The sequence below is a fragment of the Dactylosporangium sp. NPDC006015 genome, from assembly GCF_040614215.1.
GTDB lineage: Bacteria > Actinomycetota > Actinomycetes > Mycobacteriales > Micromonosporaceae > Dactylosporangium > Dactylosporangium maewongense.
The window spans coordinates 39,167-55,433 of sequence record NZ_JBEXUD010000055.1; the positions used below are offsets into that span (position 1 = coordinate 39,167).

The 16,267-nt window shown below is 75.4% G+C and carries 9 protein-coding genes; 2 read left to right on the forward strand and 7 right to left on the reverse strand.

Features of this window, described 5'->3' with window-relative positions; translation table 11 throughout:
- Window positions 1-17: 17 nt before the first annotated feature.
- Window positions 18-758: a hypothetical protein gene (locus tag ABZ321_RS50320; protein ID WP_354903513.1), complete on the reverse strand. Its 741-nt coding sequence runs from the start codon at window positions 756-758 to the stop codon at window positions 18-20.
- A complete protein-coding gene (locus ABZ321_RS50325; protein ID WP_354903514.1) occupies window positions 751-1,245 on the reverse strand; it encodes a SigE family RNA polymerase sigma factor in 495 nt (164 codons plus the stop codon). Before ABZ321_RS50325 ends, ABZ321_RS50320 begins: the two co-directional genes overlap by 8 nt.
- 53 nt (window positions 1,246-1,298) lie before the next feature.
- Here ABZ321_RS50325 and ABZ321_RS50330 point away from each other — a divergent pair, with 53 nt between their 5' ends.
- Window positions 1,299-1,550, forward strand: a complete 252-nt coding sequence (locus tag ABZ321_RS50330) for a hypothetical protein (protein WP_344504607.1) — start codon at window positions 1,299-1,301, stop codon at window positions 1,548-1,550.
- A gap of 65 nt (window positions 1,551-1,615) precedes the next feature.
- On the opposite strand, the gene ABZ321_RS50335 is transcribed toward ABZ321_RS50330, so the two are convergent.
- From ABZ321_RS50335 to ABZ321_RS50355, 5 genes are all read right to left on the reverse strand, one after another.
- On the reverse strand, window positions 1,616-3,592 hold the full coding sequence (locus ABZ321_RS50335; protein ID WP_354903516.1) for a hypothetical protein: 1,977 nt from the start codon (window positions 3,590-3,592) through the stop codon (window positions 1,616-1,618).
- Window positions 3,589-7,758 (reverse strand): DUF5682 family protein, encoded by a 4,170-nt coding sequence (locus tag ABZ321_RS50340; RefSeq protein WP_354903518.1) that lies wholly within the window; start codon window positions 7,756-7,758, stop codon window positions 3,589-3,591. Before ABZ321_RS50340 ends, ABZ321_RS50335 begins: the two co-directional genes overlap by 4 nt.
- Window positions 7,742-8,932 (reverse strand): AAA family ATPase, encoded by a 1,191-nt coding sequence (locus ABZ321_RS50345; RefSeq protein WP_344504610.1) that lies wholly within the window; start codon window positions 8,930-8,932, stop codon window positions 7,742-7,744. Before ABZ321_RS50345 ends, ABZ321_RS50340 begins: the two co-directional genes overlap by 17 nt.
- On the reverse strand, window positions 8,929-13,725 hold the full coding sequence (locus ABZ321_RS50350) for a hypothetical protein (protein WP_354903519.1): 4,797 nt from the start codon (window positions 13,723-13,725) through the stop codon (window positions 8,929-8,931). The genes ABZ321_RS50345 and ABZ321_RS50350 overlap by 4 nt, the downstream gene beginning before the upstream one ends.
- Before the next feature lie 85 nt (window positions 13,726-13,810).
- A complete protein-coding gene (locus ABZ321_RS50355; protein WP_354903520.1) occupies window positions 13,811-14,698 on the reverse strand; it encodes a DUF4132 domain-containing protein in 888 nt (295 codons plus the stop codon).
- A 314-nt stretch (window positions 14,699-15,012) separates the two neighbouring features.
- Here ABZ321_RS50355 and ABZ321_RS50360 point away from each other — a divergent pair, with 314 nt between their 5' ends.
- A complete protein-coding gene (locus ABZ321_RS50360) occupies window positions 15,013-16,221 on the forward strand; it encodes an ROK family protein (protein ID WP_344504613.1) in 1,209 nt (402 codons plus the stop codon).
- Window positions 16,222-16,267: the final 46 nt, after the last annotated feature.

A 16,267-nucleotide genomic window follows, 5' to 3' on the forward strand; every position in this document is an offset into this window, starting at 1 on the left:
TCCGGCGGCACCCCCTGCTATTTGCGCTCGCGCAGGAAGCGGTCGAGGTCGGACCGCGACGCCGGGGCGCCCTGCCAGCCGTAGTCCATGACCGCCAGGACCGTGTCGCCGCGCCGGACCAGCGCGATGAGGAACGTCTGCTCGCCGAGGTCCGTCTGGTACGTGCGGCTCAGCAGCACCGACTCGTCGCCGCCGAGCTCGCCGGTCGAGACCAGCCGGTACCGCAGCGTCAGCGGCGCGGAGCCGGGGCCGGCGCGCTCGACCGACGGGCAGCGGGCCAGCATCGCCCGGACCTCGGCGAGGTACTCGCTCGCCCCGCCGGGGCGGTAGGCCGACTCCGTCACGCCGGCCCGGGTGGTCGTGGGCGGCGGCGGGACGTACAACGTGAACACCTGAAGCCCGCTGCTGCGGCCGATCAGCTTCGCCTCGCTGGGGTGGCGCGTGTCGGGGCACGGCGCGGGCAGCCGCTCGGCGTAGACGCTCACCTCCGGCGGGAAGCAGCCGGCGAGGTGGATCTCGCATGGCTCCCTCGGGACCGCCGTCCGGGAGTCGGCCGGGGTCGGCGGCGGCGCCTGGCCCGCCGGCCGAAGCGCGACGGCGGTGCCGCCGAGCACCGCGAGGACGGCAAGGGTCACCGCGGCGAGTCGCCTGCGGTTGCGGCGGGTACCGGCGCGGCGAAGGTCCGCCGGGTCGGCGAGGACCACCCGGTCGGCGTCCGCACCGAGCGCCGCCAGCCGGTCGATGATCTGGTCATGCATCGCGCTCACCACTCTCCACGGTCAGGGCAAGGGCGGAGCGCCCCCGGGACAGCCACGACTTGACCGTCCCGACCGGCACCCCGGTCTCCGCCGCGATCTCGTCCACCGGCCGGTCCAGCAGGTAGTGCAGGACCAGCGCCCGCCGCTGCGCCGCCGGCAGCTCCCGCAGCATCGCGACGACGAGCAGCGTGTCCTCGCTCGGCGCCGGCGCCACCCCGGCCGGCGGCACCTTCGCCGCGAACAGCCGCCGCACCGCTAGCCGCCGCCACCGGTCCGTGGCCAGCCGGTAGATCACCGAGCGCAGCCAGGCCTCCGCCGAGTCGTACTCGCGCAGGCGGTGCCACCGCTGCCAGGCGCGCACATACGCCTCCTGGGTCAGGTCCTGGGCGTCGCCGAGGTCACCCGTCAGGCCGAACGCGTAGCGCATCGTGCGGCGCGAGGTCCCGCGGTAGAAGTCGTCGTACGCCTGCCGGGCGTCGCTGCTCATGCCAGTGAACACGGCCGGGCCTGCGGGAAGGTTGCATCGCCTACAGTGCGGTGATGAGGCTCGTCCCGGTCGTGGAGATGGCGACGTCGCAGGCCACGTATCTCAACCTCGACCACGCGACCCTGGTCGCGCCCGTGCACCTCGACACGAAGGCCCGCATGCTCCGCCGCGACCAGGAGACCTGGGCGGTCACCTTCGTGGTCACGGTCGGCGACACGGCGACGGTCTACGCGACGCGCCGTTCGTTCGCTGCCGAACAGGACGCGCTCGCGTGGATCGCCGCCGTGACCGATGTCGTGCGCTGAGCCGGCGCCGCGGCCACCGGTTGCCGGCCGGCACCGCAGCTGACCGGTGCCGCCCGGCAACGCCGCTAGCCGGTGCCGGCCGGTAACCAGGTCGCCTCGGCGACGGCGCGGGTCGCGGCGTCGGTGTAGACCGCCGTCGCCAGCCACGCCTGGGCGAACGCGCTGCCGTCGTCGCCCGACAGCCGGCCGAACGCGTCCCGGGGCCGGGTGCACGCCGCCTCCGTCAACCGGTCGAGCAGCGCCGCCCCGGCGTCGAACCTGGCCCGCCGCAGCCTCGTCGCGTCGGACGGTCCCCGCCCCGCCGCGAACGTGTGCACGGTCCGCCCGCCCGACACCGTCCGCTCCACCTGCGCCGCCAACAGCCGGAGCACGGGATCACTGTTGGTGTTCGCGGCAGGTGTACGACCGGCGCCCGCCTCCGGAAGCAGCGGGTGGGACTGGGGAAGGTGACTGCTGTGGAGCCGGTCGAACGCCAGGTCCACGTGCCCGCCCTGGCCCGCAGGCAGGTTCCAGCCGGTGCCGTCGACCGGGGCGACCGCGAGCGGCAGCACCGTCCCCGGCCGCGACGGGTCGGGCCGCGCCACCACGAGCAGCTCGAGGCCGGCGGCGCGGCCGAGCAGCCGCAGGTTGTCGCGGTACCCGAGCGCCGGCGAGTCGTCCGCGACCCGCAGCGTCAACGCCGTGCCGTCGGAGGCCGCTGCGCCGCCGGAGGCCGCCGTGCCGCCCGTGGTCGTGGCGTGCACGGCGTCGCCGTCGGTGCCCTCGACGCGGACCGTCAGGAACACCAGGTCGTCGCCGGCCCGGCGGTCCGTCACCGGCTGGCCGAGCGCCGCGAACGCGCGGTGCACCTGCTCGGCGAGCGGCACCGCCCACAGCCCCGCGAGGGGCTCCTCGTGCCAGCCGCACCCGGTCGCCGTCACCGCCCGCACCGACCTGCCCGCACCCAGCTGCCGGGTCGCCGACGCCGTCGCCCCCGACACCACGAGCCCCGCCCGGGTCAGCGCCCGGTGGCTCAGCGCGGTCTCGCCGAGTGCGACGGTCGCGTTGCCCGCCTTGGCGGCCCGTTTGGCGTCGCCGGGCATCAGGTCGGCGATCATCCAGAGCCCGCCGTCGCGGTCCACGACGTACGTCACGACCCCCGCATACCCCGAGTCGGCGAGCACCGCCGTCGTGCACAGCCCGTGCAACCTGAGGCTGCCCTGCAGGTCGTACGCGCGCCGCGCCGCCCCGAGCAGCCCTTCCGACGGTGCGCCCTCCGACCGCAGGCGTTGCAGGACCCCGATCAGCTCCTGCAATGCGGCCGTCAGGTCGCCGAGCCGGAAGTCGGGGTCGCCGGTCCGCGCCGCCTGGAGCATCGTGGCGACGACCCGCGCGGCGGCCGCCGGCCGGTACACCTTGCACGCCTGCCCCTCGTGCGCCGCCCGCAGCAACGCCGTCCGCGCGACCGTCCCCGACCCGGTGAGCCCGGCGGCGAGCACGTCGACGGCGGCCCGCCACAGGTGCTCGACCGCAGCCCGCTGCTGCACCGTCAACGCCTCGCCCGGCTCCTCCACCTCCGGCACGACCACCGCCTGCGCCGCGACGGCCTGCCCGGCGACGGCCTGTTCTGCGTCGGCCCGCCCCGAGACCGTCTGCCCCGCGACGGGCTGTTCTGCGTCAGCCTGCCCCGCGACCGCCTGCGCCGCGACGGGCTGTGCCGCGTCGGCGTCGGGCGCCGCTTCGCCGGCCGGGGCCGGATCTCCTTCCACGTGGGCGGGAGCCAGCGCCAGCACGGCCGCCCGGTGCAGGCAGTTGGGGGCGAGCAGGCAGCTGCACGTCGCCCCTTCCGCCGACCGGACGACCCCGCCGTCGGTGACCAGGGTGACGGCGGTCGAGTCGTCGACGGCGACGACGAACGTTCCGTCCGCCTCGGTCACCGGAAGCGCCGCGAAGCGGGTCACCGCCTCGTCGACCTTCTTGCGCAGCCTGGCCGGCAGCGCGTCGACCGCCGCCACCAGCACCGCCTCCGCCACCGGCGGCAGTCCGCCGCTCGCCGTGGTCATGCGCGCACCTTCTCCCCGACCCAGCGGGCCAGCTCCAGGGGGCTCAACGCGGCGACCGGCATGCCGCACGCGACCAGCTGCGACGCCACCGACACCGAGTACCGGGGCCGGCCCGCGTCGTCGAGGCTCGCGCAACCCAGCACGGTCGCCCCCGACTCGACCAGCGAACGCGTCTCCGCGAGCAGCCCGCCGAGCGGGTACCCCTCCTCGAAGTCGCTGACGACCACGACCAGCGTGCGCGACGGCACGGTCACCAGGGACCGCGCGTGCCGCAGCCCGGCCGCGATGTGGGTGCCGCCGCCGACCTGGACCTCGAGCAGCAGCCCCAGCGGGTCGGTGACCCGGTCCGTGAGGTCGACGACCTCGGTCGAGAACGCCACGAAGTGCGTCGTCAACGCCGGCACCCCGGCGAGGATCGCCCCGGTCAGCGCCGACCAGATGACCGACGCCTCCATCGACCCGGACACGTCGACCACGAGGACGAGCCGCCAGTCGACGCCGCGGCGCGCCTTGGTGCGGAACACCGGCCGCTCCGGGATGACCTGCACCCGGCCGTCCTCGTCGCGGCGGGTCGTGGCCAGGTTGGCCCGCAGGGTCCGCGGCAGGTCGAGCGGCCCGCCAGGCCGGCGGGTCGGCCGCGGCGTCGTGATCCCCGCCAGCGCCGGCCGCAGCCGCGTCGCCAGCTGGCGCGTGAGCTCCTCGACGATCCGCGCGACCAGCGGCCGCAGCCGCGCCACCGACGACTCGGGCATCGCGCCGACCAGCGACAGCACGGTCTGCAGCAGCTCGACCGACGGCGTCACCGCGTCGGGGTCGAGCAGCAGCGCCGCCTCCCGCCGCCCGGACTCCGCGGCACGGGCGAGGACCTCCTCACGGATGCCCGGCCCGAACAACGCCGTCAGCTCCTCCGCCCACTCCCGCACACCGGGGAACGGCGCCTCCCGCCCCGCCCGCCCAGCGGCATCGGCCCGCGCCCCTTCGCCGGTACCGGCACCGTAGAGCTCGTCGAGCGCGGTGGCGTACCGCGCGGCCCCGTGCCCGAGCGCCTCCGACCGCCGCCCGAGCAGCAACCGCCACCGGTCCACTGTGGACAGCGTGCGCCCGCTGTGCTCCGCGGCCTGCCCCGTCTCGACGCTGCCCGGGTCCGTGGGCTCCGTGCCCTGCCCCGTCTCGGCACCGCCGGCCGTCTCAAGCTGCCCCGTTTCGAGGCTGCCCGTCTCCTCGGGCCGCCCCGTTTCGAGGCTGCCGGTGTCCGCGGGCTGCCCCGTGTCGGACTTCGGGGGCTCCGTGTCCTGCGCCGGTTCGGTGCTGCCGGACTTCGCGGGCTCCGAGGCCGGCGCCGCGGTGGGGACCGTCAGCCCGTACGCGGCGAGCGCTGCCGCTCCAGCCCGGTCGGCGAGCAGCCGTACCAGCAGATCCTCGGCGGACGCGTCGCCGATGTCGCGGGCCGACCCCGCGTCGCCGAGGCGCTGCTCGACGACGGCCAGGAGCCGGTCCCGCCCCGCGGGGCTGACCGCCTGGAAGCCGCCGCGCAACGCCGGCAGCCGGGACAGGAAGTCGTCGTCGGGCAGGGTCTCCACCCGGTCGAGCAGCCCGCCGAGGATCTCCTCACCCGCTTGCAGCAGCGGCTCGGCCGCGGTGAGCAGCCCGCGGAGATGCCCGAGCAGCCTGCGGCGGCCTTCGTCGGCACGAGCGGCGTCGACCCACGAGGCCAGCCGGACCCCCAGCGCCGGCGGCTCCTCGAGGCCGAGCATCACCTGTACCGCACCCGCCGCCGCCGACATGACCGGGCTGCCGTCAGCGACGAGCCGCTCGACCGCGCCGGCGAGCCGCAGCCCCACCCCGGCCGAGTCGGCCCGCTGGGCCAGCGCCACGAGTGCCCGCACGTCGTCGACGGACTCCGAGCCGGCGAGGCCGTCGACCTGGCGTACCGCGGCGGACTCCAGCGACTCGATCACCTGCCCGAGCCCGTCGAGCAGGCCGGCGGGCATGCCCGGGACGTGCCCCCGGTCGAGCCGGTCGACGAGCGCGAGCGCCGCCATCAGCTCGTCCAGGCTCGCCGCGGCCGGGACCTCCGCCGCGACCTCCGCCACCCGCTCCCGCGCGAGCGCGACCAGCCCGCACCCGGCCGCGACCGCCAGCCCGTCGATCAGCTGCGCCGACGTGGGCCCGTTGTCGTCCTGCTCGGTGCGGCGCCGGTGCCGCAGCGTGCCCTCGGCCGCCTGCGCGAGGGTGACGCCCCGCATGCCGGCGAGCTCCAGCATCGCCTCGGTCCCGGGCACCCACTGCACCGTCCACCGGGTCGTCAGCGCGTCGGCGCCGCCGGCCCCTTCGACGGCGACCCGTTCCCCGTACGGCACCCGGCACACCTCGAGCTGCCGCAGCGTCACCTCCCGCCGCCGGTCGAGGTCGGACCGCAGCGAGTCGAGCCGCATGTCCCGCGCCTTCTCACCCGCGGCCGGCAGCCGGAGCTCCTTGACGAGCGCCTCCACCGCCGGCCGCAGCCCCGACCTCGGCGTCCCGGGCGCGAGCACCCCCCGCTCGTCGCCGACGAGCACCTGCTCCATCGCCGTCGCGACGACCCGTCCCCGCCCGAGCACCTCCCCGTGCGCGATGACGCTCTGCAGCGCCTCGACGATCTCGCCCCGGCCCGGCGCCGGCAGCGCCCGCAGCCGCGCGAGGTCCGTCGCGAGCCGGAACGCCTCCCGCGCCTCCGCCGGCCCGCTCGGGTGCCCCGCCGCCCGTACCCTGGCGCAGACCTCGACGATCGCACTCAACGCCGCGTGCTCCACCGCCTCGGGCCGCCCGCCCGCCGCGACGACCGCCTGCTGCCACCGAGGGTCCCGGATCCCGGCCGGATAGCCGGATCTGGCGTCCAGCAACGAGAACGCGTACGGCACCAGCGACGTGACGACCTCACGGCCCTTGCCCACCCGCCGCGCGCGAGGAACCGCATCGACGCCGGGCGCCTCCACGGAAGCGCTCCGTGGAGTGCCGTCGGGGACGGCCCGAGGCGTGTCCGAGCCTTCGGCGGGGGTGGCCCGAAGCGTGTCCGAGCCGTCGATGTGGACGGTCCGGGACGGGACCGAGCCGTCGAGGGTCCGGGTGTGGCCCGGGTCGTCGCCGGACTTGTCGACGTCGAGCAGCGCCCACGCGTGGAACGACCCGACCACCGCGGCGACCCGACGTCCTTCGAGCGCCACGAGGTGCCGGCGCATCCACGCTTCCCGCCGCAGGTCGAGCGGCGTCACGTCGCTGCCGGTGTCGTGCCGCATCGCCCACCCGACGAGCAGCGCGGCACGCCGCACCGCCTCGGGCGCCGCGCCGGGGGACCGGGCCTCGACGACCCGGTCCCACATGTCCTCGTCAGGCCGCCCCGTCGCGGCCCGCCGAAGGGCATCCCCGAGGAATCGCATCCCTTCGGGCGCGACAGCGGCGACCACCGGCCGTCCACCCGCAGCAGCCCCGCTCGGAGCCACCCCATCGATGGTCGCCCCGTCCGCAGTCGCTCCGTCCGGAGCAGCCCCGTCGAGGGTCGCCCCGCCTGGAGCCGTCCCGTTTGGAGCTGTCGCAGGTGGAGCGGACTCGGGCGGAGGTGGGCCTTCCGAGGCGGGAGCGTCCAGACCGGGGACCTCGGGGGCAGGGTCGTTGCCCGGGAGGTCCTCGTGCCAGGCGCGGTCGGCGAGGGGCAGGTCGCAGGGGATGACCTCGACGCCGTTGCGGGCCGCCCAGCGCACCGCGACCAGCTCCGGCGAGAAGTCCGCGAACGGGTAGAACGCCGCCGACCCGCTCGGCCCCGCGACCCCGGCCAGGGCGACCGGCGCCGTGGTGGCCGGGTCGGCCAGCCACGGCAGCCAGTCCGCGAACTCCGCCGGCAGCTCCAGCAGCAGCACCTCCGGCCGGGCCGCGTCCAGGAGGTCGTCCATCACGGCGGACAGCGCCGGCGAGTGGTGCCGCACCCCGATGAGGTACGGCGCCGTCGACTCGGCAAGCGCCCGCAACGCCCCGTCCGGCGCCCCGTCCGGCGCCCCGTCCGGCGCCCCGTCCGAAAGCCCGTGCTCCGGAAGCCCGGCCGCGACGCCCTCGCCCGGAAGCCCGCCGCCGTCCGGAAGCGCGCCGCTGCCCGGGAGGCCGTCGTTGGGAAGACGGTCAGGACTGGAGGACATCGCGGAGCTCCCAGAGCTGGGTCCACAGCCGGGACCCCTCCTCGGCGCGGCGGCGGACGGCGCCGTCCCAGTACCCGAGGAGCTTCGCGCCGTCGGCCGGGTCGTCCTTGCACACGACGCCCTGCAGGTGGGCGGGGAGCAGGGACAGGACGTCGCGGTCGCCCGGGAAGTAGGCGGCGGCGAGGCCCAGGGAGGTGGCGACGGCGACCGCCTCGGCGGTGCTCATGACGGTGGAGGGCCGCTCGACCTCCCAGCCCTCCACCGACCGCCCGGCCCGCAGGTCGCGGAACGCGGTGACCAGCGCCTCGAGGACCGCCTCGTCGACGGCGAACGGCGTGCGCACCCGGTCGAGGGCGGCCCTCGCCTGGCGGCCGACGAGCGCGGTCTCCGCGGCCAGGTCGGGGATCGGGCCGACCGTCTCGAAGTTGAAGCGGCGCTTGAGCGCGGCGGACATCTCCGACACGCCGCGGTCGCGGAGGTTCGCGGTCGCGATGAGGGTGAAGCCGGGCGCGGCGTGGATGGTGGCTCCGGCGGTGCCGGACAGCTCGGGCACCGCGATCCGCCGGTCCGACAGGATCGACACCATCGCGTCCTGGACCTCGGGCAGGCAGCGGGTGATCTCCTCGACGCGGGCGACGGCGCCGGCCCGCATCGCGGTGAGGATCGGTGACGGCACGAGCGCCTCGGGGCTGGGGCCGCCGGCGAGTAGGAGCGCGTAGTTCCACCCGTAGCGGAGCTGGTCCTCGGTGGTGCCCGCGGTGCCCTGCACGACCAGCTCGCTGGTGCCGCAGACCGCCGCGGACAGCAGCTCCGACAGCATCGACTTGGCCGTGCCGGGCTCGCCGACGAGCAGCAGCCCACGCTCGCCGGCGAGGGTGACGACGCAGCGCTCGACGAGCGCCCGGTCACCGACGAACTTCCGGGCGATCGCCAGCTTCGCGGGCAGCCCGTCACCGCGGGCGCCCTTGGGCAGCGTGAGCTCCTTGCCGTCGCTGCCGACGATGAACGTGACCACGGCCCGCGGCGTCAGCCGCCAGCCGGGCGGCCGGGCGCCGTCGTCGTGTGCCGCCAGGAACGCCAGCTCGCCCGCGTGCGCGTGCTCGGCCGGGTCGACCTGCCGGGCGGGACCTGCACCGAGCCCCGCGGGGGCCCCGGTCTCCAACGTGGTGCTCATCGACGCCCTCTCGTGGTGAGTTCTTCGAAGCGGGGGTGGTCGCCGCCGGTGACCCTGGACCAGGCGACGGCGAACAGGTCCGGCGCCGGGGCGACGGGGATGATCGCGCCCAGGCCGGTGACGTCGTCGCCGTCGCGGATGAACAGCGGCAGCTTCCACAGCTCGAACGGCAGGTGCGGGCTGGACAGCGCGACCCAGCCGCCCGGCAGGAACAGCGACCGCCCGGCCCGCGCCCGCTTGGCCTCCACGACCAGGTCGGTCGCGGCGAGCTCGGCGCGGGCCTTCTTCAGGCGGGCCGGCTTCCAGCCCGTCCAGGCCGCGACGTTGCGGTCGGTCGGGTCGGGCAGGGCCAGCAGCTGCAGGTAGAGCGTGGCCGCGTCGGCGCCGAGCCCGTGCTTCGCGGCGACCTCGGCGACCAGGTCGGGCGCGGAGCGGGACGGGTCGTGGTCCGCCTCGGCGCCTTCGGTGACGGTCGACACCGCCGCCGTGGCCCACGCGTCGAGCTGCCCCTTGAGGATCGCGCGCATCGCGACGATGAAGCGCGGCGAGCTGCCGAGCTCGGCGAGCAGCGCCGCCAGCCGCGGGTCGTCGGGGCCGGCGAGCCGCGCCGGCCGCAGCAGGATCCGCGGCCAGTGCCGGTCCTGGACGATCGTGTAGAGGCCGGCGTCGCGGACCGTGCCGTCGGTGGTGACCGGCAGCCCGATCTTGGCGATGAACTCGGTCAGGTCGTCCTCGTAGACGGTGCCGAGCGGCACCTCCAGGGCCGGGTCGGCGAGGCGTTGCTTGACGAGGTGGAGCACCCGGGGCAGGTTGACGCGCAGGGCGTGCCCGGCGGGGAGCCGCCGCACCAGCCACGGGATGCTGCGGGTGACGGCCTTGAGCAGGTCGTCGAGGCTGACCTCGTCGGCGGCGCCCTGCAGCCAGCGGCACGTCTCGGGGTTGGCGAGCCCGTGCACGAACGCCGACGCGCGGACGCCGGAGGTGATCCGGGCCTTGCGCACCTCGACGATGAGCGCGTCGTCGAGCGGGGTCCGGGTGCCGTGCCGCGCCACGTGCCACGCGCCGATCGACTCGACCGACGGCCCCTCGGCCCACAGCAGGGACGGGTCCGAGGGCAGCATCGCCATGGCGAGCGTGCGGCGCTCGGCGCGGGAGAGGGCGTCGCGGTCGCTGACGGCACCCTCCATCGCGTCGTCGGTCAGGGCCGGGTCGATCTCCCACTCGGCCGGCTGGTCCTCCTGCCAGTACTTGGCCGAGATCGGGTCGGCGAGCAGGACCGCCGCGTCGGCGAGGGTGATGCCGGCCGCCGCGGACACCGCCGGGACGAGCTCGGGACGCCACGGCAGCCGGCCGCGCTCCCGGGCCGTCGCGACGAACGCGGTGAGCCGCTCGGTGTCCCACCCGCCCGGGTCGAGCACGTGCTCGGCGGTGATGGCGTGGCCGGCGACCGCGCCGAACCGTCCGCCGGGGGAGTACTCGACCGCCTGGACCTCACCGTCGGAGGTGTCGGTGCGCAGCACGACCAGCCGCCGGTCGCCGGAGTCGATGACGTCGCCGACCTTCGGCATCGCGGCGCGGTCGTCGGCCTTCAGCCAGAGCCGCCGCAGCCGCCCGCCGGGTGCGAGCAGCCCCGACTCGGCGATCACGTCGAGCAGGCCGAGCAGGTGGGTGTGGCGCTCGGCGGAGATCAGCGGCGCCACGGCGCGGTACAGGACGGCGGGCAGCGCCCCGACGACGTAGAACCAGTCGAGGTCGGCCTGCTGCGCGATCGGTGCGATCGGCCGCTGCGGCTCCCGGCCGACGAGCACGGCGCCGACGTTGCTGAACAGGTTGGCCGCGACGTGGCTGTAGTCGTAGCAGCTGGGGATCAGGCCATACAGCGCCGCGTTGAGCGTGCGGTCGTCGGGCAGGTGGGCGTCGGGGTCCTCCTGCACCGGCTGGCCGGCGATCGCCGCGGTCGCGGTCGTCAGCTCGACGAGCCGTGCCGTGGAGCGGGCCGCCTGCTTGACGATCCCGGCGATCCCGGCGACGAGCTGCGCCGCGGCCACCTCTGGGAAGGCCTCGCCGACGAGCTTGCGCGCCGCGTCGGCGTCGACCTTCGCGTCGGGGGCGACGAGGTCGACGACGGCGGCGAGGAGCCGCGCCGCCTGCTCGTCGGTGACGGCCCGCAGCGCCGCCGAGCCGGCCTCGTCGCGGACCCGCAGGTAGTGCCAGTAGGTCGGCGGGGGCATCAGGCGGGTGCCCTCCCGGAACGGGTCCTGCTTCAGGTTGGTCTTCAGGGTGGCGATCTCCGCGCCGTCCTGGGCGCAGAGCACGATCCTGTTGTCCCGCCACGACTCCTGGTACACCATGCCGTAGACGGTGTCGGAGCCCGGGAACCGGATCGCGCCGACCTGCCGGCCGTGCCGCCGGTTGCCCCGCTCGAACTTCTCGGGCAGCGTGAACGTGCGGCCGTCGACGCCCGTGCCGACCTCCGTGCCGGTCCCGGTGGTGCGCACGCGCCAGCCGACGAGGCCGTCGCGCTGCCCGAGCGGGCTGGACGCGGCCTGCGGCGGAGCCGGCATCAGCCGGGACCGGCCGTGCTGCAGGGACTGGCCGTCGACGGCGTCGGCCTCGAAGAACGCCGGCAGCGACTGCCGGCCGACGGCGCCGGTGGCCGGGTCGAACTCGTGCCAGCGCCAGCTCTCGTCGGCGACCTGGGCGAGCGTCCAGTAGTGCTGGCCGTCGCCGCAGATCCCCGACCGCTCCTGCGCGGACCGGTCGCCGACCCGCAACGGCCGGCCACCGGCGGTGCGTCCGCCGCCGGGCAGGGCGAGCGACAGGTACGTGTTGGCGTTGAACGCCTCGTCGGGCGTGGTGAACACGTCGTCGGCGGTGCCGCTCCAGTAGCCGGCGCGCTCCTCGCCCTTGTCCCAGCTGACCAGCAGCTGGCCGTCGACGAAGCGCAGGACCGTGCTCCACTCGTAGCGCCGCTGGTCGGCGGGGATGCGCAGCGTGTGCTCCAGCTCGACGCCGTCGGGGCCGACGACGGCGATCTGGTCACCGGCGCGGACCACCAGCTGCGGCCACTGGCGCAGCAGGCGCACCTTCGCGTCATACGTGTCGTCGTCGGACTCGATCGCGCTGTCGCCGATCAGCGACTCGACGGCGGCCTCCAGGGCGGGCCAGCCGAACTCGTCGAAGACCCCGGCGCGCAGCGTGGCGGCGAGGACGGGGCCGAGGTCGTGCTCGGTGATGCGGCGCACCGCCTCCGGGTTGACCGCGAGACCTTCCGGGCAGGCGACCAGCGAGAGCCGCTTGAGCTGGTCGTCGATGCCGGGCAGGCCCTGCTCGACGACGCTGTCGGCGAGCCCGTCCATCCACCAGTGCAGTGCGGTGCGCAGCCCCGGCACGGCCACGACCGCCGCGACCTCCTCGGGCTGCGTGGTGCTGCTGCGCCAGCTCGGGCGCAGGTGGTCCTCGATGCTGGCCGCGACCTTCGGCAGCAGGTCGGGGTGCGCGACGACGTGGGTGAGGTCGCGGCGGCCCGCGGCGTCGTCCTTGAGCCACTGCTCGACGGCGCAGCGGGCGTTGGCGGTGACCTCGCCGAGCGGCACCCCGAGCTCCAGGCACAGGTCGGCGACGTCAAGGTCGACATAGTGCGAGGAGAGCAGGTCGACCGGGGCGCCGTCGGCCTTGAGCCGCTCCGCCATCCGGGTCACGAGCGCGGCCTGCGCCGCCAGCCGCTTGCGGCGCCAGCCGGAGCGGTGCCGGTCGAGCCGGGTCAGCCAGCCGGCCGGACCGTCGGCGGGCTCGGCCTCGGCCGGCGTGCTGCCGGCGGGGCCCGTGAGCGCCTCGGTCGCGCCGGACTCGTCGAGGATCTCCAGCCAGGTCTCGTCGGGGCAGTTGCCGGGGAACATCGTCAGCAGCTGGCCGCGGACCGCCGGGTCCTGCCGGGCGACGGAGACGAGCGTCGCACGGTACGCCGTCCAGAAGCCGCCGGGCGCGCGGACGATCGACGTGGCGGTGAGCAGGATCCGCAGCAGCGCCTCCTCCTCGTCCTGGCCGAGCTTCGCCGCCTTCGCGAGGCGCCGCAGGTCGGTGTGCATCGACGCATAGGGCGGCATGCCGCCGAGGGTCCGCTCCACGCACAGGCGGCGGAAGCGCTCATACGCCGTCGCCGCGTCGGCGCGCGCCGCGAGGTCGCGGGCATAGGCCGACAGGGCCTTCGCGGTCAGCGCGCCGGCGAGCGCGAACTCCAGGAAGACCGTGTGCTGCCGGTCCTCGTCGATCTTCAGGGCGAACGCCCGCTCGGCGTCGCGGGCCTTGCCGAACATCGACGCCGCATAGGTGGGGCTGTCGGCGGCGAGGAACGCCCGCGCGGCCTCCTCGTAGAACGTCGGCAGGAAGTGCGGCACCGAGCGGGCGAGACGGTCGCCGAGCTCGACGAAGCCGTCGCGGGCCGGGCCGATCCGCGACTTCGCGATCCGCACGAGCCGCTCGATGTCCTTCACGAGGGCCAGGGCGTGGTGCCCGTTGGCGGGGTCGTTGACGAGCGCCCACGCGGGGAACCCGAGCGCCTGCTGGCGCACGACGCCGACCTCGGCGACGGACTCGGGCGCGGCGAACCCGAGGAACTCCATGGTCAGGTCCTCGGCCGCGCCGAGCGTGCCCGGGACCAGCCGCACCACGGTCCGGTCGCCGAGCACGGGGTGCCGGTAGGCCCGGGTGGTCAGTGTGTCGATCGTGTCCTGCGCCGCGCCCGCCGCGGAGGGCAGCACCGCGCCGGCATCCAGCAGAGCCTCGTCGGTCATGCCGTCACCTCCGCTTCGCTCCGGCGCCGGCCTGACCCAACACCGCATCCATGATTCGCGGCTCCTCCGCTGCGCTCCGGCCCGCTCATGACTGCTCCTCTTCCTTGGTCTCCTCGACGACCCGGCCCGCATACAGCGCCGCGGCCATGCGCATGCCCTCGGACCAGGCGACCGGCCCGACCTCACCGAGCGGCACCGACGTGCCGTCCTCCCGGACGAACACCAGGTCGCCGGTCTCGGTCTCGTAGTAGGGGTCGTCGGAGCCGACCCAGCTGCGCGCCTCCACCGTGCGCCCGCCCTCGAACACGCGGCAGATCGCGGAGCCGCCCTTCACCGGATAGCCCAGCGAGGAGGACCGCGCCGTCAGGTGCCGCAGCTCGGCGAACTTCCCGCCGGCATAGTCGGAGACCCGGGTCGCGGTCGGCTCGACGTCGGCGCCGCGCTGCCACGTCTGGCGGAACAGCTGGTCGACCGACTGCTTCACGCCCAGGTCGGCGGCGAACTCGCGCAGGTCGTCGAGGTCGGCGAGGGTCACCGGGTGGGGGATCGCAACCCGCGTCGCGGGCAGGCGCACCGTCTCACCGTCGAGGTTGACGATGCCGATCGTGCCGCCGCCGTCCCCGGACGCGTCGCGCAGGAAGCCGACCTCGTCGGGGTCGAAGGCGCCCTCGTCGTCGAGGACGGCGACGACGAGGTCGGTCAGCGCGGCCCGCCACACCTCGTCGGCCCAGACCCGCGCCAGCACCTCGGCGGGCACAGGCAGTGACCGGACCATCCACCGGTCGACCTGCTCGCGCACCTGCGCCTCGTGCCGGCCGAGCCACTCCTGCAGCTGCTTGAGCCCGAACACCACGGCGTCGTCCTTCAACGCCGGCGGAACGGATTTGAGCAGCTTGCCCTTGGCATTGCGGCACGCTATGCGCCCGCCATCGAGGGTGACCTCATAGCCACCGCCGGCGGTCAGCCACGTCATGCGATCCCTGCCTCATCGGGGTCCGAATGTCCCTGCGTCATCTTGACCCCCGGCACGTTAGTCACCGGGTGCGACATTTTTTGCGTCCGTGGGACCGGCCGGTGACCGGGTATGACCGGGACGTCCGGATAGATACCTGAAAGTTCCCCGCAAGAGTCCACAGTGGACGAACGAAAAGCGTGTAGATTTCGCCGGGAGCCACCGGCCGAACAAGTTCTGTCAAGAGCTGACAAATACCGAAGCTGCATACCGGTTTGGGGCGATAGTTTCAGTAAGTCCTTGACAGAACACGCGAGTCCGATGAGGATTCCGCCGTGGTGGCCCAGCGCATCGACCCTCACACCCTCTGGCACCCCGACACCGGCGGCGCCGGCCGGAGGGTGGCCGAGACGCTGCGCCTGTACGGGCCACGCACCCGCGCGGAGCTCGTCCACCTCAGCGGCCTGTCCCGCCCGACGGTCTCCTCGGCCCTCGCCGACCTCGGCGGCGCCGACCTCGTCAGCGAGCAGGTGGGCGCCGCGGCCAAACCCGTCGGCGGCAGGCCGGCCTCCGTGGTGCGGCTGACCCGCCGGGCGGGGATCGCGGTCGGCGTCGACGTCGGCCGCCGGCACGTCCGGGTCGCGCTCGCCGACCTCGGCCACGCCGTGCTCACCGAGCGGCAGTCCCGCACCGACTTCGACATCGACGACCGCCCCCGCGAGGCGCTCGACCTCGGCACCACGCTCGTCGACGCGGCTCTCGACGGCATCGGCGCCACCAGGGCCGACGTGGTGGGCGTCGGGCTCGGGGTGCCGGCGCCGATCACCCGCGACTGGCGCATAGGGTCCCCCGGCATGCTGCCGGGATGGGCGGACGTGCTGCCCGCCGACGAGCTCACCGATCGCCTTTCGCTGCCGGTACGGGTGGACAACGACGCCAACCTCGCCGCGCTCGGCGAATACGTGTGGGGCGCCGGCCGCGGCTGCGCGGACCTCGTCTACGTCAAGCTCGCCACCGGCATCGGCGCGGGCATCGTGCTGGACGGCCGGCTCTACCGGGGCGCCGCCGGGACGGCGGGGGAGCTCGGCCACGTGACCCTCGACGCCCGCGGGCCGGTCTGCCGGTGCGGCAACCGCGGCTGCGTCGAGCTGTCCGTCGGCGGGCGGGCGCTGCTCAGCCACGCCCGGCTGTCGCACCCGGAGCTGACCGACCTCGCCGGGCTCATCGCGCTCGCGCAGGCCGGCGACCCGGGTTGCCGCAGGCTCCTCGCCGACGCCGGCACCCAGCTCGGGTACGCGCTGGGCAACCTCGTCAACCTCATCAACCCGCAGCGGGTCCTGCTCGGCGACGAGCTCGGCGCGGCGACCGACATCCTGCGCGAGCCGCTCCAGCGCGGCCTGGCCGAGACCGCGTTCACGGCCGCCGCGGCGTCGGTCGAGGTCGCCCAGAGTGCGCTGTCGTTGCGCGCCGCCGCCCTCGGCGGGGTCGCGCTCGCCCTGGGCGTCGACACCGTCCCCTTCGCCGCGGCAGCACCCGCCCTCTGAAGTCCGACAAGCCGGACGCGGCTGACGAAAGCCGACAACGCCGCGC